Here is a 23,618-nt window from a genome sequence, read left to right on the forward strand (position 1 = left end):
AATGAATCTAACTAATCTGTTGGTGTAGTGATTGGCAAGGTGACAATGAAGGTCGTTCCTTGACCAGGTTCACTTTTCACTCGGATGTCACCTTGATGAAGCGACACGATCTGTTTAACGATAGCGAGTCCCATACCACTTCCGTCATACTTACGACTGTGGGAACGATCGGCCTTAAAAAAACGCTCGAATATACGCTTCTGGTCGTCAAGGTGAATACCAATACCAGTGTCGGATATTAGGATTGTCACGTTTTTGATATCTTGTTTGATGCTTACGTTAATCACGCCGGCATCCTCGGAAAATTTGATGCTATTTCTGAGGATATTCGTCCATACCTGATTTAACAGGTCATGATCAGCCGTTACTTTAACTGTCTGTAAATCAAGCTCGAAATGTATATCGCGAGCAGACCATTGTGGCTGGAGCGCCACGATTATCCGTCGGATTTGTTCATCGAGGCTGAGCGTGACGAGCCGCAGTTGCTTTGACTGCGATTCAAGAAAACTCAGCTTTAGCAGGTTATCGCTCATTTTGGACATCCTTTTCGCTTCAGCGATGATAATATCAAGATAACGGCTTCGTTCGTATTCTGAAAGGTCAACTTGCTTAAGCACTAGAGCATAACCGGATATCGAAGTGAGCGGAGACTGAACCTCGTGCGACACGTTCGTTACGAATTCCCTGCGCATCTGCTCAAGTTGCTGCAGATCGTGCATCATTTCTTCGAAGCTGCGAGCCAAAGTACCCAGCTCACTCGTTTGCTTAATATTCAACTTGACGTTGAAATCTCCAGATGCTATCCGCTTGGTCGCTTTTGTCAGCTTTTTTATCGGTCTTACCAGGAATACAGAGGCAACTAGAATCAATAAGCTTCCTGCAATCAACGAACATGTTGCAAAGACCAATGCCCACTTTGTGACAAAAGAGGCTGAAGGAGGGGCGAGCGCTTCCAAAAATATCGCTTTCGTTCCCATTTCCGTTTTCAACGGCAACCCTAAGAGGACCGTGGCAATACCATTAGGAGTGTCCTGAACAACACCTCCATCTAATACTTTCTTTAGTTGCTCCATCGTCACAGGCGCAGGTTTGTGTCCGTGAAGTTTACCGTAAGACTTGAACTGACCCGTTGCTTCGTAAATTCGAATATAATAAGAATCGAGCTGCTTCATTTCACTTACGAACAAGTCCGCTTCACGTAACGGAAAGGTCTTGTAAATCCGGACGATGTCTTGGCCAAAGTTACGTAAGTTGATTTGAGCGTTTTCGTTCAATTTATCTTCGAATATCCAAGTTGACACCAAAAAAGAAATGATCGTGCCCCCGATGATGGAGACTAAAAATGTCAGGACAACACGTATATATAAGGATCTGATCATTCATAAACCTCAAGCCGATACCCAAGCCCGCGCACCGTTTCGATCCGAAAATCGGGTGTTGTCGCGAACCGTTCACGCAACCGTTTAATATGTACGTCTACCGTTCGATCATCTCCGGCGTAATCGATACCCCAAATCTGATCGATCAACTGCACGCGCGTATAGACTTGTCCGGGTGTTCCAGCGAGCTTATACAGCAATTCGAACTCCTTTAGCGGCAACGTAAGCGACTCCGTCCCTTTCATCACCTTATAGGTCTGTCGATCAAGGATGACGTTCCCGAAATGGATCGTCTGCGTGGAGCCAATCTTGTATCGTTTGAGTAGTGCCCTAACACGAACCGTCAACTCTAACGGATCGAATGGTTTGGTTAAATAATCGTCCGTCCCAAGTTCGAAACCTTTCACTTTCTCCCATGTTTCTCCTCTCGCAGTCAGCATAAGTAAAGGTAGATCAGGATTGGCTCTTCGGAGCTCCTTGCTTAACGTCCAACCATCCATAATCGGCATCATAATGTCAAGTACGACAAGATCGACATTCGTTGAGATGTAGACGGCCAGTGCTTCCTTGCCGTCCGCTGCTTCAGCTGTTGCGAATCCGTCGTTGCGTAGAAATAAACAGACGAGTTCGCGAATGTTCGCATCGTCGTCAGCAACTAGTATAGTAGGCATCGGTTCCCTCTTTTCCACCGCATTATTTCAAGTAATCATTATACTATAAATTAACACGTATGTTGATTAACCAAAGTAATACAGTTTCTTGATTTATCGACCTGTAGAATTCAAGTGTTTCTTTCAAACTAATTTGCCACTCAATTGACAAGGATTCACAAAGAAACAGGCGTGTGAAACCTGCAAATGACAAGCGTTTGTTTTGTCTTTTGGCCTTGTGCACGAAGAAATTTCAGCAAAGCATAGGCAATTATAGCTGTGAATAACTGATTGAACAACGCATTGGATGTTGTGCCAAACAATACAGGAACGTTCAAATTCAGCTAAATCCAGCGGAAAAATGATTCAATTGCCCAGCGCTATTTGTACATGGCGGCGATTCCTTCGGACAGATAGATTGGTAGAACACATATTCCCCAAACTACTCCAGTAATTACACCATCTGAAATAACACGTCCCATACCCACTAATTATTTTTCATCAAATGCGTAAATGGCGTATCAACTTTGATTGCACATTCGTTCCAAATCATTACTTGTTAATTTAAGTGAATTCCACCATAAAGATTCATATAGGTTTAGTAATTAGTCAAAGTTATTAGGGTGTTCTGTCGTATAATTTATATATTATCATATAATACCTCCTGATTTTTGTATATTATAGTTCTACATCAACACATAATATATAACTTTTTCTCATTGCTTATTGAACTAATCTGCTCCGTTCAAGAAGAACCCTATCAGTTTAAATAACTCAGATTTTGGCAAAATTAAATTGATTCAAATGATACCCACCTTTTAGTAATCTCAGAAAATTTCTTAGTCGCGAGTGAGGTTGGTTTTCTTATAGCTAATCCAATAGTTCGATAGCTATCACTTTCAAGTGGAATGGCTGCAAAAGAAATTTTTGATGTCGGTATAATCATTTCTGGCAATATACTAATTCCTAGATTATTCTCCACCATGGAGATCACTGAGTATTCATTCATATTTTCGAATCTAATATTGGGGCTAACTTTATTCTCCCTAAATATTTTTTGAATATCATCATAACACTGATATGTTGGCATAATAAAAGGTACATTTTCTATTTGTTGCATTGATACTTGGTTTTCCTTACATAATGGGGATTGGTTAGATACAACACATAAAAGTCGATCCCTCTTCAATTGTACGATTTCAAAGGATTTTTCAAAGGATTCAAAGTAAGTATCATTATTAATAAATCCACAATCTAATCTCCCGTTTTGTAACCAATTCTCAACCTCAGCATAGTTTCCTTCCAGTAATTCGATTTCAATATTTGGAAACTTTTCCTCCATTTTTTTAAGAATACCAGGAATCCAGTTTTTAGAAATACTCGAAAAAACCCCCACTCTTACTGTTCCTTTTTGGAACCCATTGATAGCGGCTACTTCCTGCTTCAGCATGTTGTTATAGTATAAAATTTTCCGAACGGTAATTAAAAGCTCCTCTGCATTTTTGGTCAATGTTAAAGTAGAGTGATTACGAATAAATAAAGGAAAGGACAACTCTTTTTCCAAACTGCTAATTGCATGACTTACAGCAGATTGGGTGAAACCTAACACTTCTGCAGCTTTTGTAAAACTATTGAGTTCTGCCACTTTGTTAAATATTTCATATTTTGTTAAAGTCACTATGGTCCTCCTCATGAATTTTATTCATGTCTCCATTATATTTCTTCGTTTTATTTAATGCCATTACCAACATACAATAAGTGCATGCTCTATTATATGACCCTTGACAAGGGATGTATTTTTTATGGAAGGATGAAGTGAAATGCAAAAAATTTTAGTTACAGGTGCTGCAGGTAAGATTGGCCAAGATGTTACAAGATTCCTAGATAAGCAAGGGAATTACCAGTTACGGCTAGCAGATATTAACTTATCTGCTTTAGAAACTTTTAAAGATACAAATCATGAAATCATATATTTAGATGTTTCTGATTTAGCTGCTTGTCAAGAATTTACGAAAGGTATAGATATAGTTATACACTTGGCAGGTAATCCTTCGCCAAATGCTGATTTTTATGGCTCCTTATTAGAAAATCATATAAAGGGAACCTATAATATTTTTAGAGCTGCTAGTGATAATAATGTATCCAAAGTGATAGTTGCTTCCAGTGCTCAAACAATTGAAGGCTATCCTTTGGATTATCAACCACATGCTTATTCACCCACGAGGCCCAAAAATATGTACGGGGTAAGTAAGTGTTTTGCAGAGGCTGTTGCTTCTTATTTTGCTTATGAAGAAGGGTTACAAAGTCTTGCTATTCGTATAGGTGCATATGATGATTATAATCCATATGGTAAACCACTAACAGCTAGAGATATGAGTGCATACTTAAGCCCAGAAGATTTTATGGACCTTCTCTTAAAGTCGATGACGGCAAAGAACTTACCTCCATTTTCAATTTTACATGGTGTATCTAACAACAGGTTTAAACGAATTGATATTGAAGGAACAAGAAAGTTAGTTGGTTATAGCCCAAGTTCTGATGCTTTTGTACTAAGTGGTATTAAGTTCTTTGATTCTTGATAAAGGCATATCTAGAAAAGAGATTATATTATTGTTATTTAGCTTTTATTTGTTCTATTTTCAATAGCTGTAGTTTCTAAAATCATAATATTCCAATTTTCTCAGATAGGGCACACTATTCTTCTGTCTCATTTGTGGAACAACTCTATTGTCACCACTAGTTCCACAGATGTTCTTTTCCTTTTCAACATTATGGGGGAGCACCACATGCCCATCAACTTAAGGATGGAAACAAAATAAACTTTCGTTCAAATGAACTAAAAAACTCTTAAAATACTTTTTGTCCTTAAAAATGAGTATGCCAAATAAACCTTGGTAGGTATAGTTTCAAAAATTATGCTGCTTTCTTTTGTTTTTCCAATCGATTATACTCATAGACAATACCCAGAATATCAAAGACTGTTTTCTTCTCATATCGATGAGATTTCCGCCCGTTTTTCTGTAGTAGGGTAAACAGGCGAACTAGGATCTTTGTTATTCTTTGGGTGTTTTCTCGTATAGCTTGATACAAAATGTATAAATGATCTTGGATCATTCCAATCGCTTTATATTCACTCAATTCTTTTTGTTTTTTTTGTAGAATTAGTTGCCGCATTTTAAACATTGTAGAGGAACAAAGAAAAATGGCAATCAATTTTCCATAAACATGGCATTCTAATCGTTCTTGTTTGATATCGTGCCAATGGTGGATTTGAAATAATGATTTCCAAGTTTTAAAGATAATCTCAATTTGCCAACGGAGCGTATAATAATCATGTACTTGTTCCATCGGAACAATTTCCCAAGGTGTATTGGTAATATATATGTTAATTCCAGTTAATCGTTTGCTCTTTTCAGAATACGTAATTCCCTTCTTACTCTCGGTATACACTTGCTTTTTTCTACGTTCATGAAGTTGTTTTTCGGTTAAACGATAGATGATAACTCGTGTGAATAATTTTTTATCCCTTCCAATGTAAGCATTTTTCATTTCATAAACTTGCCCTGGTTGTAAGGTATTCATAATGTGTTCTAAATCGACTTTGATGTGTTGAGACTGTTTTTTAACTGTCCCATTTCGAAAGTATTCAGGAAACTCATTTTTGATATATACCATATTGTTTAATTTAAGCCGTGATATATAATACACACCACGTTGGTCCATTTGATCTAAATCTTCCAGTGAATAATAGCCTAAATCTCGAATACAGAGATCCCCTGGCCGCAAAGTCGTTAAACATTCTGTTCCAAAGGTCTTATCATTATTTTTCCCTGGTTCAACTTGAAAATTTAAAAACTGTCCACTATGTAAATCATATTCTAATTGAATCTTTATACCGGCTGTTTGGGCACAACCACCCGATCCAGGATACACGCTAGCTAAATGTTTCGGCACTTGGAAAATCGTTGCATCTAAAATACGAATTCGTTGAAAATGGGTTAATGATGAGCTTGAAATTACTGATGTTTCGCAAACTTTACTTTGCCATAATGCAGAAAAAATATGTTTTAAAAACTTAACAGCTTTTTTATTAAAGCGCTTATTGAGTCCTTCAGGACTCATGAGGATTCCTGTGGCTGCATGTAATTGGCTACATAATCGAACGAGAGAATCGCTCGCTATCCGTTGACTCACCCAAATACAAATTGTAGCTAATTCATTCCCTGAAAACTTTCGTTTTCTTTTCACAAAACCCAATTCTCTCGCGAGTTCTTCCAAAATAGAAGGTGTTAAATGTTGATGAAGCTCTTCAGCAAATAGTTGTAATTCATCTTGAATCGAGAGATTCATAAAAAACGTCATCCTTTCTCAATCAGCTTGTTTAGAAAGAATAACGTTTTTTTACACTTGGAGGTAGTGAAGATTTTTAAGTTGATGGGCATGGGGGAGCACCATCAAAACGCGAATTTCGTACGCTAAGCAAAATTTCATAAGAAAAAGCCGATTTCCGGTACTCTAAGAGAATAATTGGCTTTTTACTGTTAAGTTGTTTGTAGTGATTGTAGGGAGTCTAATGATGCAATTTCTTTTATACTAAATCGGTATTTTCCTAGAATATTAATGTGTTCCCATTCTAATGGAGAAATATATTTCAATAATTCTTCATTAAGATGGGAATCAAATAACTCAACTTTCGCACCTATAAAATAAGCGGGGAGATTTAGCTATATTGAATTTAGAGTCTATCAATTGTGTACTGTACAACTTGAGTAAAATGAAAAACACCTCGATCCTTGGTATAGTGAGATTACCTAGAAATCACTACCACAGAAGAGGTGCCTTAACTACAATAGCTCAAAATAACCAATATCATCAACTACCAAAAGAACTTAATTCTATTTTTTCCGAGCTTGAAATGAAGATCCAGCTAAGGATGCAGTCTATCGCTTCTTATAAACGGTGCCAATGTTCAATTGGCGCCCTTTCCTGCTGCTGTTTAGTATGAATGCGATTAAAAAAGTAACTCGACTTACGAAAAAAAACACTCCAAAGTGTTGATTGTGCTTATCATCGTAACTGCAGTAAAAAAGTTGAATTGCTAGCACACTATTTTGAAACCTTGGTTAACTATTCCAACTTTGAAGTATTTCCTGTTTTTAATCAATGAGTAAGGGGCAAAATTTAAAGTATATGGTGGCACTATTTGTACTTCTTTCTGTAATCTCTACTCATCGAATAAATTTAGAGCTATCACTCATGCCTTCAGTTGAACACCCCGATGACTGAACTAAAATAAGTTATGGATGAAGCGCCCGTGCCATCGCATCAAAATAATTCTGACTGGCACGCTGACTCACTTCGGCTTCAGGCACAAGTACTTCAAAGCAATGGAAGCAGCCGGGGTAGAGATGAAATTCAACATCTACTCCTGCTTGTGCAAGTCGTGTTACATATTCAATAATTTCATCTCGGAATAAATCGAGTTGACCTACACATGTATAAGTTGGCGGTAGTCCTGCTAAGTTGTCTGCTCTCGAAGGTACGGCATAGGGAGATGGTTCGTTAGTATCGTTCTTCTTTCCCAAGTACATATTCCAAGCCGTTAAATTGTTTGATCTATTCCATGTTGCATTGTCTTCTATAATCTCATAGCTTGATGGTGTTATGTTGTGGCTATCAAGCATCGGATACAGCGGCATCTGAAAAATAATAGATGGACCTCCTTTATCACGAGCCATTAATGCAAGCGCTGCTGTTAGTCCACCGCCTCCACTTGCACCGGCAATCGCAACTCGATTCACATCAATTCCAAGCGAGTCTGCCTCATTTGTCATCCAAACCAAGCCTGCATAACAATCTTCAATAGCCGCTGGATAAGGATGTTCGGGCGCAAGTCGATAATCGACAGACACAACAACGCATTCAGCAGTCTGAACAAAGCGTTCACACAAAACATCGTCCATATCAGGGTGGCCCATTACGTATCCACCACCGTGAATCCACAGCATAGCTGGAAGTTTATCAAGATTTTTCTCAACAGGTTCGTAAATTTCAACTAACATCTCGCCGGCTGCGCCAGGAATCATTCGCTTGGTCATGTTTACAAGCTCTGATTTTTCCAAATGTGGATTCGACAAGAGACTTCGACTCGCCTCTAAATCCCCCTCTAATTGAAAGCCTGGAAATTGTGAGAAAGCCTGTTTTAATTCTGGTAATACTCGACTGTCAATTTTCATATAGATTCCTCCAGTTAAATAATGAAACTTGATGTAATCCTTATGGAATAATTAACGGAATAGATGTGTCTCCGGTTCTCCTTCAGCTTCCCATTTGGCAATTTCCTCTCTTACACGAGGGGCAACTTCTGTTCCAAGCAATTCTATGGTACGCATGACCTGATCATGTGGCATGGTACTTAATGGTACATACATCATAAAGCGTGTAATCCCTACATGCTTACGAAGATGAATGATTTTTTCGGCGACTGTATCTGGATCACCAACATACAACGCCCCTTCAAAACTTCGTGCAGCATCAAAGCTGGAACGATCATAATAAGGCCACCCCCGCTCTTTACCAAGTTTATTCATGCCTGCCTGAGTGGAAGGAAAAAATGTATCTGCTGCCGATTCCGTATTCTCTCCAACAAATCCAATTGAATGAGATCCCACCTGAAGCTTTGATACATCATGACCAGCGTGAGCCGCTGCTTTCTTATATAGCTGTACAATTCGTGCAAAGTGCATTGGGCTACCACCAATAATCGCCAGCATAAGTGGTAATCCCAGAAAACCGGCACGGATAGCAGATTCCTGATTCCCACCGCTACCAACCCATATCGGTAAAGGATTTTGAACAGGTCTTGGATATACACCTAAATTATTGATTGCTGGTCTATGTCCGCCTTCCCAAGTCACTTTTTCGGACTGACGTATTTTGAGCAGTAGGTCCAAATGTTCTTCAAACAGTTCTTCATAGTCTTTCAAATTATAGCCAAACAATGGAAAAGATTCGATAAAGGAACCACGACCCGCCATAATCTCTGCGCGTCCATTTGAAATGCCATCCAGTGTAGAAAAATCCTGAAAAACGCGCACAGGATCAGCTGAAGAAAGCACGGTTACTGCACTCGCGAGCCGTATCTTTTTCGTTTGTGGTGCCGCCGCTGATAGAACCATCGCTGGAGAGGATGCTGCATAATCCTTCCTATGGTGCTCACCAACACCAAACACATCAAGTCCTACTTGATCAGCAAGAACGATTTCTTCAACAACTTCACGTAATCGCTGTGCGTGACTTATCACTTCACCACTATGAACATCTGGTTTCGTTTCTACAAAAGACGTAATACCTATTTCCATTTGTTATCTCTCCTAGTCCAATTAGATTTTAAGTAAAAAAAATTAATCATTTCCTTTATGGTAGTAACGTGTTTCTCATATTGGCTAACACACGTTTATTTCATAAAATCTTAACTCGTCTGGTCATAGCCCAAAAAAGAAGAGCTAAAGCACTGACAGAGGCTCCGAGTAAAGAAACCCCTCCCCAGCCAAAGTGTACGTATATTTGAGTCGACGCAATTGAACCACCAGCACTGCCGATAGAATAAAACACCATATATCCAGCAGTAAGTCGACTCCGTGCTTCTGTATGCGATGGAAGAATCATGGCTTGATTCGTGACATGTATTGCTTGTACGGCCAAATCAAGTAAAACTATCCCTATCACTAATGCGATTAATGACTGCTCTATATAGCTGATGAACAACCATGAAATCAATAATAGAGCTAAAGCAATGCCTGTCGTTCGTTGTCCGTAACCTTGATCGGCCAATTTCCCTGCCCGTGCCGCAGCCAAGGCTCCAGCCACACCTACAAGACCGAATGCGCCAATTGCACTATGAGATAGAGCAATTGACGGTGTACTAAGTGGCAGTACTAGTGAAGTCCACAAAATGCTGAAATCAGCAAAAATCAGCATGGCTAGAACGGAGCGAACGCGTAACGTTCGTTCTTGAATAAACAAAGCAAGCACCGATCTAATCAACTGAGGGTAGGATAGCGATTTTACCTCGCGCTCAACATTGGGCAACATCTTTATAAACATAAAAACCATCAAAAGCATGAGCGCTGCAGAAAATAGATATACAGAACGCCATCCCGCAACATCTGTTAATATACCAGCAAAAGTACGTGCGAGAAGTATGCCAATAACTATCCCACTTGTTACAATGCCAACGACACGTCCTCTTTCTGTAGGGGAAGCGATAGTCGCTGCAAACGCCACGAGAGTCTGTGTCACAACTGCAAGCAGACCCACCAAAGCCATACCTGCGAAAAGTACCATGCTGGAGGAAGCAGTACCAACTATAACCAGAGCTGTTGTAGATAATAGCATCTGACCGACAATTAGACGTCGCTGGTTTAACAAATCTCCAAGCGGTACGAGTAGTAGTAAGCCCAATCCATAAAAAATTTGTGTAATGGTAATAACAACACCAATAATGGAATGGTTAATACCAAACTCATTAGATAGTTGATCAAGCAACGGCTGTGCAAAGTAAATATTGGCAACAGACATTCCACAGGCAGTCGCAAACAATAATACCAAAGCGTGAGACATGGATGGCTGTTGATTCAAATTAGGTTTTGTTATGGAAGATTTATGACTTATCTTAGTGTAGAGTGGATCATCTTCTATATTTGTCTCTGTTTTGCACATACCTTAACCTCCAATCACATTAGATTTTTAATTATAACATACCGTTCAGTACGATATGATTACTGGTAAATATAACTTAGCCGTATTCATGATGTCAACGATTTTTTTGCACTAAAGTTAATATTGCATTAAATGAATGGAGCTTGATTTGACAGGAAGAATGGCTAATTATATAATAATTACATACTGTTTGGTAATAAAAACAACAATTGTAATTACCTACACACCTATCCTAAAACAATTAATAAAATCAAAGTTTGAGGAGGAGAATTCTTAATGGCAAGAACCCGTGAATTTGATGAGGATCAAGTTTTAGATGCAGCAATGCAGTTATTTTGGGAGAAGGGATATGAGGCTACCTCATTAAGTGATCTTACTTCTAGAATGGGCATTCAACGCCCTAGTATTTATTCGACTTTTGGAGATAAGAAAGAATTGTTTGAAGCCGCACTTCGCAGGTATACAATGTCTCGGGCCTCTGATATACGAAATAGGCTTCAAAGTCACTCCTCTGTAAAAGAGGCATTTTCTATTTTCTTTGCCGATGTCGTCAATGAAGAATACGCAGGGGATCTTAGTAAAGGTTGTTTTTGTATCAATACAATGGTTGAACTAGCACCTCATGATGAGAGATTTGAAATTTTGACCAGAGAACATCAAATGTACCTCGCCGTCATTTTTCAGGAGACGATCGAACGAGGAATCCAATCAGGTGAGCTGGAATTCAACACAGATGCAAAGTCTTTGGCACAGGCACTGATTGTAGCGTTAATCGGTCTAACGGTTATGATGAAATCTCGCCCCCAACGTTCATTTGTGGACAATGTAATAGCAGCGACGCTCACATTACTTAAGTGACATAATTGTATTTAAAAGTACGAAAACCATACCTTTATAGGGGTAACGTCAAATCTCCATCAAGTTACAATTTTATAGTACCCCCAGAACGAAATTTTGTGCTAACTTGTAACAAAAAAGCTCATTTTTTCGTTTTGGGGCTGATTTGTTTTCTTAAGTTGATGGGCATGTGGCAATGGCCCATATAACAACAATTAGTTAAATTAATATTTTATTCGTTGTTTTATTTCTTTAAAACGATCATGTATTAATTTCTTGATATCCGGGTGATCTTTATATAAGGTAACGGTATACATGATGGAAGATGCAAGAATAGTAGACCATATTAACCAATCTCCAGCATGAGAAAGAACTTTAATTATTTCACTCGTAAACTGTTCCTGTCCCGCTTGAAATGTCGATACGAGCGAGTTAAGATTGAACAACAATAAAATAACAATCCTGCCCAAAAGCATAATAATCCATCCGATAATATACGTATAGCCTCCAACACTACATAATTGATTATTATGATGAAAAACTTTCACCCTCTTAGCTTGCCAATAACCAACTATCGCTCCTAATATAAGCAAGCTAATTAATTCAATTGTAATAATATAGTCCAATCTATTTGGAAGACCCATATAAGTTCTGATTATAGCCATGATTGGTATACCAAGAAGATCGAAGCTATCTACTTTCTTCGGGATAAGCTGCCTAATAATCAATACAATAACAACTACAAGAATAATAATGAAAACTTTATTCATGCGATTAATCCCTCTTTTTTTCTTTTAAATAATACTCAATAAGTTGATTTACTTTTTCTTCTGGATATGATTCTGGTGTTTGAAGGACATGAATTACTAGCCCATCAATAAATCCGTACAGTATCTCTAATTCAAATTCTCTATTGTGACCTGGTGTGACGTATCCTAGATCCCTCATTAAATCTAGAATTATTCCCATAAGATACCTCGTATGGTCATCCATTTTCTTCCGAAGTTCAATAAGTTCTGGAGAACTAAAGGATATACCCAGAAATGTAATCCAAACCTTCCCTTCCAACATTTCTTCTTTATTAGAAGGAATAATAAATTTCATTAATCTTCTAAGTGCTTCTTCTTTCGTTCCCTTAAATTCACTTGTACGAGTGTTTGCCCGTTCTTCCATTCGATTCAATACTAAATTCATTGCATAATGAATTAATTCATTTTTAGACGAAAAATGATGCTGAACAAGTCCAACCGAAATGTTTGCCTCGTCAGCGATTTGCTGTATAGAAGCTTTATCAATACCTTTTTCTAATATTACACGCCAAGTAGCAGTGGCTATCTGATTCTTCCTTTGTATTTGATCAACAATTTTAGGCACTCATATCCTCCTCCCTTTTTATAATATGATCATATTATTTTAGGTTTCACATTGCTCTCAAGCTAACAAAATAAAATTCCCCTATAATAAAAAATACGGTATTCCTACCGTATCCTCTAAAAAAAGAAACAGCATCTACTAGCATTTTTGAAAAAACGTTAGGTAAAAGTAAGAACATACAGTAGCTGGCTTTATTTTTAATATCATTCTTATTCCCCTTACAATCGTTCCAAAAAGATAGTAACTTTCCCCAAGAAGACTCTTACTGTCGACGTTCAAAAGCAAGACGTACAGCAAGACCTGTCAAGACGCTTGCCATAAGCCAACGCTGCACTCGCAGCCACGTTGGGCGTGTGCCAAACCATTTGGCAACTCTACTTGCTGTAAATACAATTAGGAGGTTGACTATAAAGCTAACCGTTATTTGTGTAAAGCCCAGAACTGCACCTTGTAGAAGCAACGATCCTTTCTCAGGATCTTCAAATTGAGGTAGAAGTGACACATACAAAATAGCAATCTTAGGATTCAGCAGATTCGTCATAAGTCCCATTAAAAATAATTTCCGTGGCGGCTCAATAGCAATAGTACGAGGTTCCATAATAGATGTAGCACCAGGCTTAATCGAATTCCATGCGAGCCAGAGTAAGTAAGCAGCACCTGCCCACTTAACTGCTTCATAGAGAGACGGAACAGCTAGGAAAAGGGCTGTAAGTCCGAACATTGTTGCAATTATATAAATTATGAAGCCAAGCATGATACCCAAAAGAGAAATGAATCCTGCCATACGCCCCTGCGTAATCGAGCGAGAAATGAGATAAATCATGTTAGGCCCAGGTGAACAAACCATACTAAGTGAAACAATTGCAAAAGCTAGCAAAGTGCTAAAACTGACCATTAATCTTCCACCCCTTTATCTTACATAAATTTCTTATCGTCCATTTTATCATGATTGAGGAGAAAAAAGATTAATGTATGCCTATTCATATAAGGTTAACATAGCGTATTATTATCGGGATTCACTGTATTTAGAAGACTATGAAAAGTCCTCCATTTTTTTAAACTGGGGGACTTTCGTGATCACAAGGCTTTAAAAGTAACCTATCCATAGTGATATTAAAGTTACTACTAACAGGGCAAGAAGAAATGTGATATTTCGAATCCACTTTTGTATATCATCAAAATACCGTTCTATAAATGCAACGTTGATATAAAACATGAAAAATACAACAAAGAAGGTAAAGTTACCAAATTTATCATTCAATTTTTCATTAGTAAATGTGCTTACATGAAGGAATAGTAAAGCAAAAGTTACTAAGAATAACTCAAATAGCCTTTTTTTGCTCACGCCACCACCACCCTACAGTAATTTCCTTTCGTTTTATTTTATCTGAACGTAGTGTGTAGCAGACTGTAAATATTATTTACTTATGTAAAAAAAGGCTAACAATTCAAGATCGTTAGCCTTAATCGCGCCTTTTAAAAAATAACTCAATATAACAAATGAATGATTCTTCAACTTACACTATATTCTCCTTTTATTACAAAAAACGAACCTCGAATTGTTCCAGCAAGTTTAGACTTCTGTCTAGCAAACTTAAACTTCTCTACTAACTCCGTTGGTATCTCCATTCCCTCAGAAAGCTTAAATCCAACAGCCCGCTTCTTCGGGTTATCCAACGTATACATGACGTTGACTGCAAGACCATCCTCATAGAAGACATAGGAAAATTTAATATTTCCCACTTGAAAACACGATGTTTCTAAAGGTTTAGCCGCAAACTCAATATCACGTTCTTCTTTCAAAATGCAGTTCACATAGTCAAGAGTCTCCTCGCTTTCACTAGCTGGTACAACCGTAAATTCATACTTGTATTTGTTCATAAAGTAACGTGCTTCATGAGCACGTAAACCAGCAAGCGCTTCTGCTATAGGTGAAGATTCTAAGCCAGCTGTAGTTACAATTTTAAAATCTACGATATTGGACAATTCCATCTCTCCTTTAATCTCTTTACTTCCTAACAACTGGAATCCACATTTCACCAAATACTAAGCCGTTTCGCTGCCCCATCTCAACCGTTGTATTTGGCCCACCAACGTAGGCAAAATCCTTTGCTTCTGGTAAGACTTGACCAAAGGCAATGCCAGTAAGCTTATTACTTAGCTCCTCAGCCGTCTTGCCTTCCCCTTTAACTACTAAATATTCCCCCATAGGAAACTGGATAACTCTAGATTCTTCTTGTATTTGTGCCTCTGTCATAACACCAGCATAATACATCATCTTGTTATTCACCGCTTCGCTCACAGAAAAAATGTAATCATTTGTAGCTAAATCCTTTAAAGTGTCAAGCCTTCCATCTTGTTTAACGGCCTCCCAAAAGTCTTCTTTTTCTTTATTTATTCCAGCAAAGTCTGTGTATTCGCTCTTAAGTTCAGTTCCAATACCTAACACGATAAAGCTATCTTTTTCTTCTAAAGTATAATTTTTCATCTTCAAAACCTTCCTCTTTTTTAAATTAATCAAATGATTTATCTTTTCATCTGATAAGTTTATAATATCCTTAAATCATGTCAAAAAATGATACTGTTTAGGAGACCAACATGAAAAAAGTTGAACGGATTAATACCATCATGCGGTACATCAACAACCGCTCCCACTTTACAATTTCTGAAATCATACAAGAATTTAACATCTCACGATCGACAGCTATTAGAGACATTAGAGAGATTGAAGCCATGGGGATGCCGCTCGTCGCTGAAGTTGGAAGGGATGGTGGCTATTTTGTCATGCATAACTCTATCCTGCCCGTTGTTCGCTTTACTGATAATGAGGTCAAAGCTCTTTTTATTGCCTTTATGGCCACAAGAAATCAACAACTTCCCTACCTAAAGAGTCGTCAGTCTTTAGCCGAAAAACTACTAGGACTCATCTCAGAAATCCAGCAAGATGACCTTGTTCTTTTAAATCAAATCTTGCTTTTTGAAGGGACTAACCCTCATAATCCTGACCTACTTGAGCTTTCTGACCTCCCCCATCCTATGTTAGAAAAACTCATCCAAATCCTTCTTTTGGATAGCCATTTATTGATTACCATAAAAGAAGAAGCGGAAATCAAGTCTTATCCAATTTATCTACTACACCTTTATCAAGAAAAAAGCCATTGGATAATTGAAGTCTTTGACATAAAAGAAGAAAAAAAGAAGATGCTCCCTGTCGATCATCTCATCAATGTCGAACCCTATACGATGAAAAAGAGATTAAGTAAGAAAAAAATTTTAGAAAAACTAAGTAAGAAGGACGAAGCAATCAACCTTGTACTTGAACTTGGTCCAAAAGCGATTGCCCAGTTCAAAAAATACCATCCTTTAAAAATTTCTATTTCCTATACAAATCCTTACCAATCCACAGCCATTCTAAAGACTTTTATCAATGTTAACAATCTCGATGAATTAACAGAAATAACAAATTGGCTACTTTTCCTAGGTAAGGATATCAAAATTAGGGAAGTGCCTGAAGAATTGTTAGAAGGTTTAAAAGAGAGATTATGTTTATACTGCCCATAAGCAGTGACCAGTTACACTCAAAATAATATTGAGTTTGACTAGATACCAGTTACCCCTATTTAAATACCTAGTAAAAACATTTTATTCGTTACCGCTACTTTAAACGCTCTTCTAAGAATAACGCCAACACAAAAAAAGACATGAACTAATCTTTGTTCATGTCTTTTTTTATTAGATTTTAACCCTCACTAAATTACTTGTTTAATATTCTAATGTGGATTTATCTTATCCATAATCTCTTTCATTCTTTTTTCAAATCCCACTATTTTAGCACTTGAGCTAACAATAGCGAATTAGAATAATGACTTAATACTTGCTAGGACAGTAAGTATACCTACAATAATGACAAATACATTGCTCATTTTCCCTCTGTATTTAGCCAGTACTGGTACTTTACGAATCGCATACATTGGCAATAGACATAAGATCGCAGCAACTAACGGACCGCTAAGGGCATCAATGATTCCAAGAATACTTGGATTTGCATAAGCAACATACCAACATGTTAATACGACAAAAGCAAGAATCATTGTCTTAACTGTTTTTTCTTCGATAGCTTTTCCGCGTGTTTTACCAAACTTGATAATTACGTCACGCATTACCTCATATGCCCCTATATAATGGCCAAGGAAAGACTTAGTTATAGCCACAAAAGCAATGATAGGAGCTGCAATAGTGATTACTGGTGAATTAAGCTCATTAGCAAGATACGATAGAATTGATAAGTTTTGTTCTTTAGCCATCATAAGATCTTTTGGAGTTAAACTCAGTGCACTACTCCAAACAAAGAACATAACTACTACGAATGTCATAATATAACAAACTTTTTGTATTTGAGCACATTTGGCATCAGTAGCTTCTATTCCATAGGTAGCTCTCTGTTTTATAACAAATGATGAAATCAGAGGAGAATGATTAAATGAGAATACTATGATTGGTAGTATCATCAATATCACTCCAAAATACCCTGTCCCTGTTGAAGCAGTAGAAACACTTGAAAAACTGAGCATTGACGTATTCCACTGTGGAATTAAAGATATTGAGATAAAAAGTAAAGACACGATAAAAGGATATACTAGCATGCTCATTATCTTTACAATGATATCTTGACCAAAATTTAGTATAGCTATAAGGCCGAGCACTAATACAAGAGATAAAATGGCCCTTGGAGGCTCCGGCATGTGCAATTGATGCACGATAAAACTACTTGCAGTATTTGTAAGTGCAACCGAATACATCAGCACGATCGTATAAATTGAAACGAAATATACTATGTTAAAAATGATACTTGCCTTATTTCCAAAATACTCTCTTATTGTACCTGTGATCCCCTCATCAGCAGAATTAGAAGCGTATATCATTTTAGCAAGTGCCCTATGTGAGTAATACATAACAGGAAATGCAAGTATCGTAATTAACAGTAATGATAATAAACCACCTGAACCTGCATTAATCGGTAAAAAGAGTACTCCTGCTCCAATGGCTGTTCCAAAAAGGCTCAATGCCCAGGTAGTATCCTGTTTATGCCACTTTGTAGGATCTGGATATTTCTCATTTTTTACTGCAGTATTTTCAGCCTGAAGTTCTATTTTTTTTGCAGTATTCCCATTCATATAATAATTCCTCCTTGTGTCCTATTCTTACGTCTCTTTTTAGGCTTAAGAATATAGACCATTCTTAAAAATGAAACGCTTACTTGATGCACCATATTGTAAACGATTCCACCTAAAGCTGTCTCTCTTAATGTGCGAGGCATTTATCCTCCAACCCTATACTTCGTCAGCATTGATGATATTGTTTACACCAGCTAATACGATGTCCGCTGCTACTAAACTATTTTGAAGAAATTCTCCTTCTGGTCACACACCTTTCTGCAATTAATCGTTTCAGTCTGTCCAATTTTAAAATGTTTGATATTTTCTCCGTAGGTAATCGGTTACCTCTCGACGCCCTCATTATAACGTTTATATTTGCGAGTCTAATTTTTTTTTATTTTTAGAAAGACAGAATAAACAGAATTATGAATAGATAATAAATTACAATTGGCATGTAGCAATTGTGTCTATTTTTTGAAGCTGTATTAGTTAGCAAAAAGGAGAAAATAATACAGATATCCTTTTTGTTAAAACGTTGACTATATTGGGAACTCATTATAAAGATAGTTATATTCCCTTTTGCTGAAACATCTTATTTTAGACGCGAAAACTGTTATAATAAATAATCATTGTAGATGTAAAGGAATAAATTAAGAAAACATAAAATCATCTGACCGAATAATTATAACTAGTATCGAATCAATATTCATTTTTCAGAAAAAAGGAACTTCTTTATCAAGGAGCCACCAAATCTTCTATAATGATTGACATGTTACGCCTTTCAAAAGAATAACACCATAAGTTTCCATTTACTATATGTAATATTTATTAAGTGTAGTTTTTTCTAAATATGCATAATTTCATATTTAGAAAAAGATAGTATACTGTCGTATTGTGTAATAAATATATAGCCCACCTACGGAAATAGGTGGGCTTTTCATGTATAAAAATTGCATTTATTATATGACGATTAGAATTGCGGTCAAAATATTATCTCTTCCCCTTTAACTCTCTCAGTCTGCTTTTTTCAGCGTCTGAACCTACTTACGTACCAACTACATAACCAGTAAAAATACTAACAATTATAGCAATAACTAAGATTAATGTGATTTTAATCCACTTTTCCAAACATATATTTCATTTCAGAAGATTTAGTTACCATAGGGCACCGAACCGATGGTGCACTTACCCTAACTGACGTTTAAATGCTTTACCGGCGAAGAAGTAAGCGATAACCATAATTCCTACACACCAAGCAAGTGCAATCCAAATATCGTTACCAACAGTCCCTTCATATAAGAGGGCACGAATCGCATTCACGATTGAAGTTACAGGCTGGTTCTCAGCGAACGCACGAACAATTTTTGGCATCGTTTCGGTAGGAACAAAGGCCGAACTAATAAAGGGCAGAAAAATTAGCGGGTATGAGTAGGCTGTCGCCCCTTCCATAGACTTCGCTGTCAACCCGGGAATGATAGCCAACCATGTTAGCGCCAGCGTAAACATCCCAAGTATTCCAGCTACCGCAAGCCAATCCAGAATATTAGCGCTGGAACGGAAGCCCATTAAGAGCGCAACAAGGATAACCACCACGATAGTAAGTACATTAGCAACAAGTGAGGTTAATACGTGAGCCCATAATACCGACGAGCGCTTGATAGGCATAGTAATGAAACGTGCCATCAGCCCACTCTTTACATCCGTAAACAACCGCACTGATGTGTAAGCGACACCGGATGCAATAGCCATCAGCAAGATTCCCGGCAATAAATAATTGACGTAGTTATCCGTTCCTGTCTTTATGGCTCCGCCAAATACGTAGACAAACAACAGCATCATCATAATCGGTGTAATCGCTACCGTAATAATCGTATCTGGACTCCGCATAATGTTGCGCATTAAGCGCCCTAGTAATACCCCTGTTTTGCTTTTCATTTACATCTCCTCCTTTTTGCCGATGATCGCAAGGAAAATTTCTTCCAATGTCGGCTGCTTCTCGATATACTCCACTTTTGCTGGCGGGAACATCTCTTTAAGTTCAGTAAGAGTACCAGTCGTAATAATTTTTCCGCCATGCAAGATAGCGATACGGTCCGCCAGTTGTTCGGCTTCCTCCAGGTACTGGGTTGTCAGCAAGATGGTTGTGCCACCGCCGGCAAGTTCCTTGACGGTATCCCACACTTCAATCCGCGCTTCGGGGTCAAGCCCTGTCGTCGGTTCATCGAGAAAAATGACTGCTGGCGTTCCGATCAAACTCATCGCGATGTCAAGCCGGCGCTTCATCCCACCTGAATACTGGTCTGCCCTCTGGTTGGCTGCATCGGTCAGGCTAAATCTTGCAAGCAAATTATCAGCGACTTGAGCAGGACTAGAAACTCCACGCAAATTGGCAATCATTATCAAGTTTTCTCTCCCCGTGAGCATACCGTCTAAAGCTGCAAACTGCCCTGTCAGACTGATACTTTGACGAACATGATCCGATTGACGCTGGACGTCAAAACCGCAAACACCTACTTCGCCGCCATCTTGCTTCATCAGCGTAGAGAGGATATTGACCGTCGTCGTCTTGCCCGCTCCATTTGAGCCCAGCAGCGCAAAAATTTCGCCACGCTGCACTTCAAAATCTACCCCTTTTAACACTTCCTTATCTTTAAAGGATTTTTTTAACCCTTTTACAGAAATCGCTGTGTTGCTCATGCTTTTTTCCTCCTTAAAAAATGTTTTGTAAAGCTAGACTGCCTACACTCCTCTATTTAGTATTACTGATATTCTGTATTACTGATATTCTGTATTACTTAGTACTGATTTGAAAATATAACTGAATAGCGATGGTGGCAATTCACATTTGTAACCAGCTAATCAGTCGGTATTACCTTTTGCATTTATTTTTTTCTCAATTGCTTCATGATACTTTCATTCAAATCTTCACGATACTTGGAGACATAAGTTTTAGCGTTTGCCACTAGTTCGTCAGCAAAGGATGCCACGTCCTCCCCAGTGATTTCCAGCACTTGTCTGCCTTCCGCCGCACCGGCTTCAAACAAATCGATTAATTCATACTGTATGTGTAGCATATCCATCCCGTTGCCCGCTGAGAAATTCCACATGTAGTTTTGGATTTTCTTAAACACAAATTGGTAGTCCTCTGGCAGAGCTCCAACCCGTGCCATCATCATTTTGTACTCTTTTTTATCACCAATTAATTTTTTGAACATTTCCAACATATTATTTTTCCTCCTTTTTTATAAAGCAGAACAAGAAACTCCCAAAATATCGGCCGAATATTTTATCTTATGAGGCTAGTTTGACTTCAAGACGTTAATTTTTGATGATACAAAATCCCATTTTCTCCAAAATAATTCAAGCTCCTGACGGCCATCCTCATTTAGTGAATAAAACTTACGAGGCGGCCCCATATCTGATGGTTTCTTTTCAATATTCACAAGTTTTTTCTTCTCTAATCGCACAAGGATGGTATAGACCGTTCCTTCCACGACTTCAGTAAACCCAAGCTCATTCAGGTGGCGGGTAATCTCATAGCCATAGGTCTCACGGCGGCTGATAATTTCCAGCACACACCCTTCTAGCGAACCTTTCAGCATTTCAGTTAAATTTTCCATATTCTGATCCTCCTTTACCCCCTATTCTGTCTGACTTATATTCAGTATCACAGAGTACTAAGGTGAATTTTTACTGAATAGCTTTTGAAAAACCTCACTATTCAGTATTACTTATTACAACTACATTGTATGACTAAGTAGATAGAATGTCAACTCGATTTTTAAATTTTTTCTTAAATCCGCTTTTGCCTATTGGATACTGAATATATTTTTAAAAACTACGCTATTCAGTATTACTCATTACCACTACATTGTATGACTGTGTAGATAGAATGTCAACTCGATTTTTAAATTTTTTCTTAAATCCGCTATTATCTATTGGATACTGCCTATTTTCTTCTTAAGAAATCTCACCACATACCTATCCAGCTAAAAAAAGGAAATACCCCAAAACAAAAATTCCGCATTTTTGTTTTGGGCGTTATAATATTCCGAAGTTAATGAATGTGGCTAGCTCTCCTTATTAAGAAGACGGATCATTTTTTTGTTCTTCTACTAATGCACCTGTGCATCTAGTACATGAGCTTGCGAATACATACAAATTCTTTATAAAGCCAACTCTACATATAGGACATCCTTTTTGTTACGATAACATCATATTCATATCTTCTGCTGCGGTTGTAATTAGTTTTAAACCGAATGTTTCTTGTAATACATCAAGCACACCAGGTGAAATAAATTCAGGGGCCTTTGGACCAATGCGAATATCTTGAATACCAAGACTAAATAGCCCAAGTAAAATGGCAACTGCTTTTTGTTCAAACCATGATAGGACAATACTCACTGGCAATTCATTTACTTCACATTGAAAAGCATCTGCTAAAGCGGCCGCTATTTTCACTGTAGAAATTGAGTTATTACATTGCCCTAAGTCAATATAACGCGGAATCTCCGTACCAGGTACAACACCATAACTTACATCATTAAAGCGGAACTTTCCACAAGAAGTTGTTAAAATAACCGTTTCTGGCGGAAGGGACGTTGCTAATTCACGATAGTATTCCCCGCCTTTTCCTGGTGCATCACAACCTGCGATGACAAAGAAACGCTTTATTTTCCCTTCCTTTACTGCCTCAATAATTTCTGGAGCTAATGATAATACTGTATTATGATGAAATCCTGTTACTAACTGTTCATCCGACTCCATATGTACTTCGGGAAGATCTAGCGCTTTTTGAATCAATGGTGCAAAATCATCATTTTCAATTTTTTGTACGCCCTCTAAGCCTGCAATATCATATGAAAAGAATCGATCAGAGTATGATCCTTTAATTGGCATAACACAGTTCGTTGTAGCTAATATGGCGCCAGTGAATTTTTCAAAAAGGCGTCGTTGATCGTACCATGCCTTACCAATGTTTCCTTTTAAATGTTTATATTTTTTCAGCTTTGGATATCCGTGTGCTGGTAACATTTCAGAATGCGTATAAATATTAATTTCTTTTCCTTCTGTTTGCTTTAATAGTTCCTCTAATGCAAATAAATTATGACCAGTAACTACAATTGCCTTACCTTCTACATGATTTTGTGTAATTTGAACAGGCTCTGGAACACCAAAGTGATTCGTATGTGCCTCATCCAACAACTCCATCACCCGTAAAGCTGATTTCCCAACTTTCATAGCCATATCAATATGTTCTTGTTCATTAAAGTTAGAATTTGTTAATGTCATATATAGCGCTTCTTGCGTTGTAGCATCTACAAATGCATCTGTATACCCTAGCTGAGCAGCATGAGTACGATAAGCAGCAATTCCTTTTAATCCAAACACAATCGTATCTTGTAAACTTGCAATGGTTTCATTCTTACCACAAACACCCATCACTTTACATCCGCCTGTTGGCGTTTGTTCACATTGATAACAAAACATATCATCCCACC

At 37.8% G+C, this 23,618-nt stretch carries 22 protein-coding genes and 3 pseudogenes; 3 read left to right on the forward strand and 22 right to left on the reverse strand.

What is annotated here, in order from left to right:
- Window positions 1–11 precede the first annotated feature (11 nt).
- The 4 genes and pseudogenes from MHI07_RS15510 to MHI07_RS15525 form a co-directional block, all read right to left on the reverse strand.
- Complete coding sequence (locus MHI07_RS15510) at window positions 12–1,379, reverse strand: sensor histidine kinase (RefSeq protein WP_078181931.1); 1,368 nt, start codon at window positions 1,377–1,379, stop codon at window positions 12–14.
- Window positions 1,376–2,050: a response regulator transcription factor gene (locus MHI07_RS15515; RefSeq protein WP_078181930.1), complete on the reverse strand. Its 675-nt coding sequence runs from the start codon at window positions 2,048–2,050 to the stop codon at window positions 1,376–1,378. Before MHI07_RS15515 ends, MHI07_RS15510 begins: the two co-directional genes overlap by 4 nt.
- Before the next feature lie 377 nt (window positions 2,051–2,427).
- Window positions 2,428–2,673: pseudogene (locus MHI07_RS15520) on the reverse strand (GNAT family N-acetyltransferase); the annotation flags it as partial.
- A gap of 146 nt (window positions 2,674–2,819) precedes the next feature.
- Window positions 2,820–3,707, reverse strand: coding sequence for a LysR family transcriptional regulator (locus MHI07_RS15525; RefSeq protein ID WP_002165339.1), 888 nt, complete (start codon window positions 3,705–3,707; stop codon window positions 2,820–2,822).
- 142 nt (window positions 3,708–3,849) lie between these two features.
- On the opposite strand from MHI07_RS15525, the gene MHI07_RS15530 reads away from it, so the two are divergent.
- Complete coding sequence (locus MHI07_RS15530) at window positions 3,850–4,608, forward strand: NAD-dependent epimerase/dehydratase family protein (RefSeq protein WP_002014092.1); 759 nt, start codon at window positions 3,850–3,852, stop codon at window positions 4,606–4,608.
- Window positions 4,609–4,942: 334 nt separating this feature from the next.
- On the opposite strand, the gene MHI07_RS15535 is transcribed toward MHI07_RS15530, so the two are convergent.
- From MHI07_RS15535 to MHI07_RS15550, 4 genes are all read right to left on the reverse strand, one after another.
- Window positions 4,943–6,379, reverse strand: a complete 1,437-nt coding sequence (locus MHI07_RS15535) for an IS4 family transposase (protein ID WP_340824914.1) — start codon at window positions 6,377–6,379, stop codon at window positions 4,943–4,945.
- Between the two features lie 947 nt (window positions 6,380–7,326).
- On the reverse strand, window positions 7,327–8,265 hold the full coding sequence (locus MHI07_RS15540; protein WP_340824916.1) for an alpha/beta hydrolase: 939 nt from the start codon (window positions 8,263–8,265) through the stop codon (window positions 7,327–7,329).
- A 51-nt stretch (window positions 8,266–8,316) separates the two neighbouring features.
- Window positions 8,317–9,390, reverse strand: coding sequence for an LLM class flavin-dependent oxidoreductase (locus MHI07_RS15545; protein ID WP_340824918.1), 1,074 nt, complete (start codon window positions 9,388–9,390; stop codon window positions 8,317–8,319).
- Window positions 9,391–9,490: 100 nt separating this feature from the next.
- A complete protein-coding gene (locus MHI07_RS15550) occupies window positions 9,491–10,750 on the reverse strand; it encodes an MFS transporter (protein WP_340824920.1) in 1,260 nt (419 codons plus the stop codon).
- Window positions 10,751–11,026: 276 nt separating this feature from the next.
- Between MHI07_RS15550 and MHI07_RS15555 the strand changes: the two genes are divergently transcribed.
- Window positions 11,027–11,608 (forward strand): TetR/AcrR family transcriptional regulator, encoded by a 582-nt coding sequence (locus MHI07_RS15555; RefSeq protein ID WP_002066413.1) that lies wholly within the window; start codon window positions 11,027–11,029, stop codon window positions 11,606–11,608.
- A gap of 203 nt (window positions 11,609–11,811) precedes the next feature.
- Here the strand turns inward: MHI07_RS15555 and MHI07_RS15560 are convergent, their stop codons facing one another.
- From MHI07_RS15560 to MHI07_RS15585, 6 genes are all read right to left on the reverse strand, one after another.
- Window positions 11,812–12,357, reverse strand: a complete 546-nt coding sequence (locus MHI07_RS15560) for a hypothetical protein (protein ID WP_002137530.1) — start codon at window positions 12,355–12,357, stop codon at window positions 11,812–11,814.
- Window positions 12,358–12,361: 4 nt separating this feature from the next.
- Window positions 12,362–12,961, reverse strand: a complete 600-nt coding sequence (locus MHI07_RS15565; protein WP_002066410.1) for a TetR/AcrR family transcriptional regulator — start codon at window positions 12,959–12,961, stop codon at window positions 12,362–12,364.
- Between the two features lie 262 nt (window positions 12,962–13,223).
- The gene (locus MHI07_RS15570) at window positions 13,224–13,856 is read right to left on the reverse strand and encodes a LysE family translocator (RefSeq protein ID WP_002066409.1); all 633 of its coding nucleotides are present in this window, start codon (window positions 13,854–13,856) and stop codon (window positions 13,224–13,226) included.
- A gap of 192 nt (window positions 13,857–14,048) precedes the next feature.
- The gene (locus MHI07_RS15575; RefSeq protein WP_078174087.1) at window positions 14,049–14,306 is read right to left on the reverse strand and encodes a DUF3963 domain-containing protein; all 258 of its coding nucleotides are present in this window, start codon (window positions 14,304–14,306) and stop codon (window positions 14,049–14,051) included.
- A 167-nt stretch (window positions 14,307–14,473) separates the two neighbouring features.
- Window positions 14,474–14,983: a phage tail protein gene (locus MHI07_RS15580; RefSeq protein ID WP_340826907.1), complete on the reverse strand. Its 510-nt coding sequence runs from the start codon at window positions 14,981–14,983 to the stop codon at window positions 14,474–14,476.
- Window positions 14,970–15,449: a GyrI-like domain-containing protein gene (locus MHI07_RS15585; protein WP_033714001.1), complete on the reverse strand. Its 480-nt coding sequence runs from the start codon at window positions 15,447–15,449 to the stop codon at window positions 14,970–14,972. Before MHI07_RS15585 ends, MHI07_RS15580 begins: the two co-directional genes overlap by 14 nt.
- A gap of 110 nt (window positions 15,450–15,559) precedes the next feature.
- Here MHI07_RS15585 and MHI07_RS15590 point away from each other — a divergent pair, with 110 nt between their 5' ends.
- Window positions 15,560–16,522, forward strand: a complete 963-nt coding sequence (locus MHI07_RS15590) for a helix-turn-helix transcriptional regulator (RefSeq protein WP_340824925.1) — start codon at window positions 15,560–15,562, stop codon at window positions 16,520–16,522.
- 293 nt (window positions 16,523–16,815) lie between these two features.
- Here the strand turns inward: MHI07_RS15590 and MHI07_RS15595 are convergent, their stop codons facing one another.
- The 8 genes and pseudogenes from MHI07_RS15595 to hcp form a co-directional block, all read right to left on the reverse strand.
- Entirely contained in the window at window positions 16,816–18,135 is a 1,320-nt protein-coding gene (locus tag MHI07_RS15595; RefSeq protein ID WP_340824927.1) for an aromatic amino acid transport family protein, read from the reverse strand.
- A 146-nt stretch (window positions 18,136–18,281) separates the two neighbouring features.
- Window positions 18,282–18,439 (reverse strand): annotated as a pseudogene (locus MHI07_RS15600) (L-serine ammonia-lyase, iron-sulfur-dependent, subunit alpha); the annotation flags it as partial.
- Window positions 18,440–19,050: 611 nt separating this feature from the next.
- A pseudogene (locus MHI07_RS29400) lies at window positions 19,051–19,245 on the reverse strand (PRK06770 family protein); the annotation flags it as partial.
- A 57-nt stretch (window positions 19,246–19,302) separates the two neighbouring features.
- Complete coding sequence (locus MHI07_RS15605) at window positions 19,303–20,052, reverse strand: ABC transporter permease (RefSeq protein WP_002014105.1); 750 nt, start codon at window positions 20,050–20,052, stop codon at window positions 19,303–19,305.
- Entirely contained in the window at window positions 20,053–20,814 is a 762-nt protein-coding gene (locus MHI07_RS15610) for an ABC transporter ATP-binding protein (protein WP_002161044.1), read from the reverse strand. It abuts the gene before it with no gap.
- A 185-nt stretch (window positions 20,815–20,999) separates the two neighbouring features.
- A complete protein-coding gene (locus MHI07_RS15615; protein ID WP_002014108.1) occupies window positions 21,000–21,341 on the reverse strand; it encodes a DUF1048 domain-containing protein in 342 nt (113 codons plus the stop codon).
- A 75-nt stretch (window positions 21,342–21,416) separates the two neighbouring features.
- Window positions 21,417–21,737, reverse strand: a complete 321-nt coding sequence (locus MHI07_RS15620) for a PadR family transcriptional regulator (protein ID WP_002128372.1) — start codon at window positions 21,735–21,737, stop codon at window positions 21,417–21,419.
- A gap of 583 nt (window positions 21,738–22,320) precedes the next feature.
- Window positions 22,321–23,607 (reverse strand): hydroxylamine reductase, encoded by a 1,287-nt coding sequence (hcp, locus tag MHI07_RS15625; protein ID WP_340824930.1) that lies wholly within the window; start codon window positions 23,605–23,607, stop codon window positions 22,321–22,323.
- Window positions 23,608–23,618 lie beyond the last annotated feature (11 nt).

The organism is Bacillus sp. FSL H8-0545 (assembly GCF_038006105.1).
Lineage (GTDB): Bacteria > Bacillota > Bacilli > Bacillales > Bacillaceae_G > Bacillus_A > Bacillus_A cereus_U.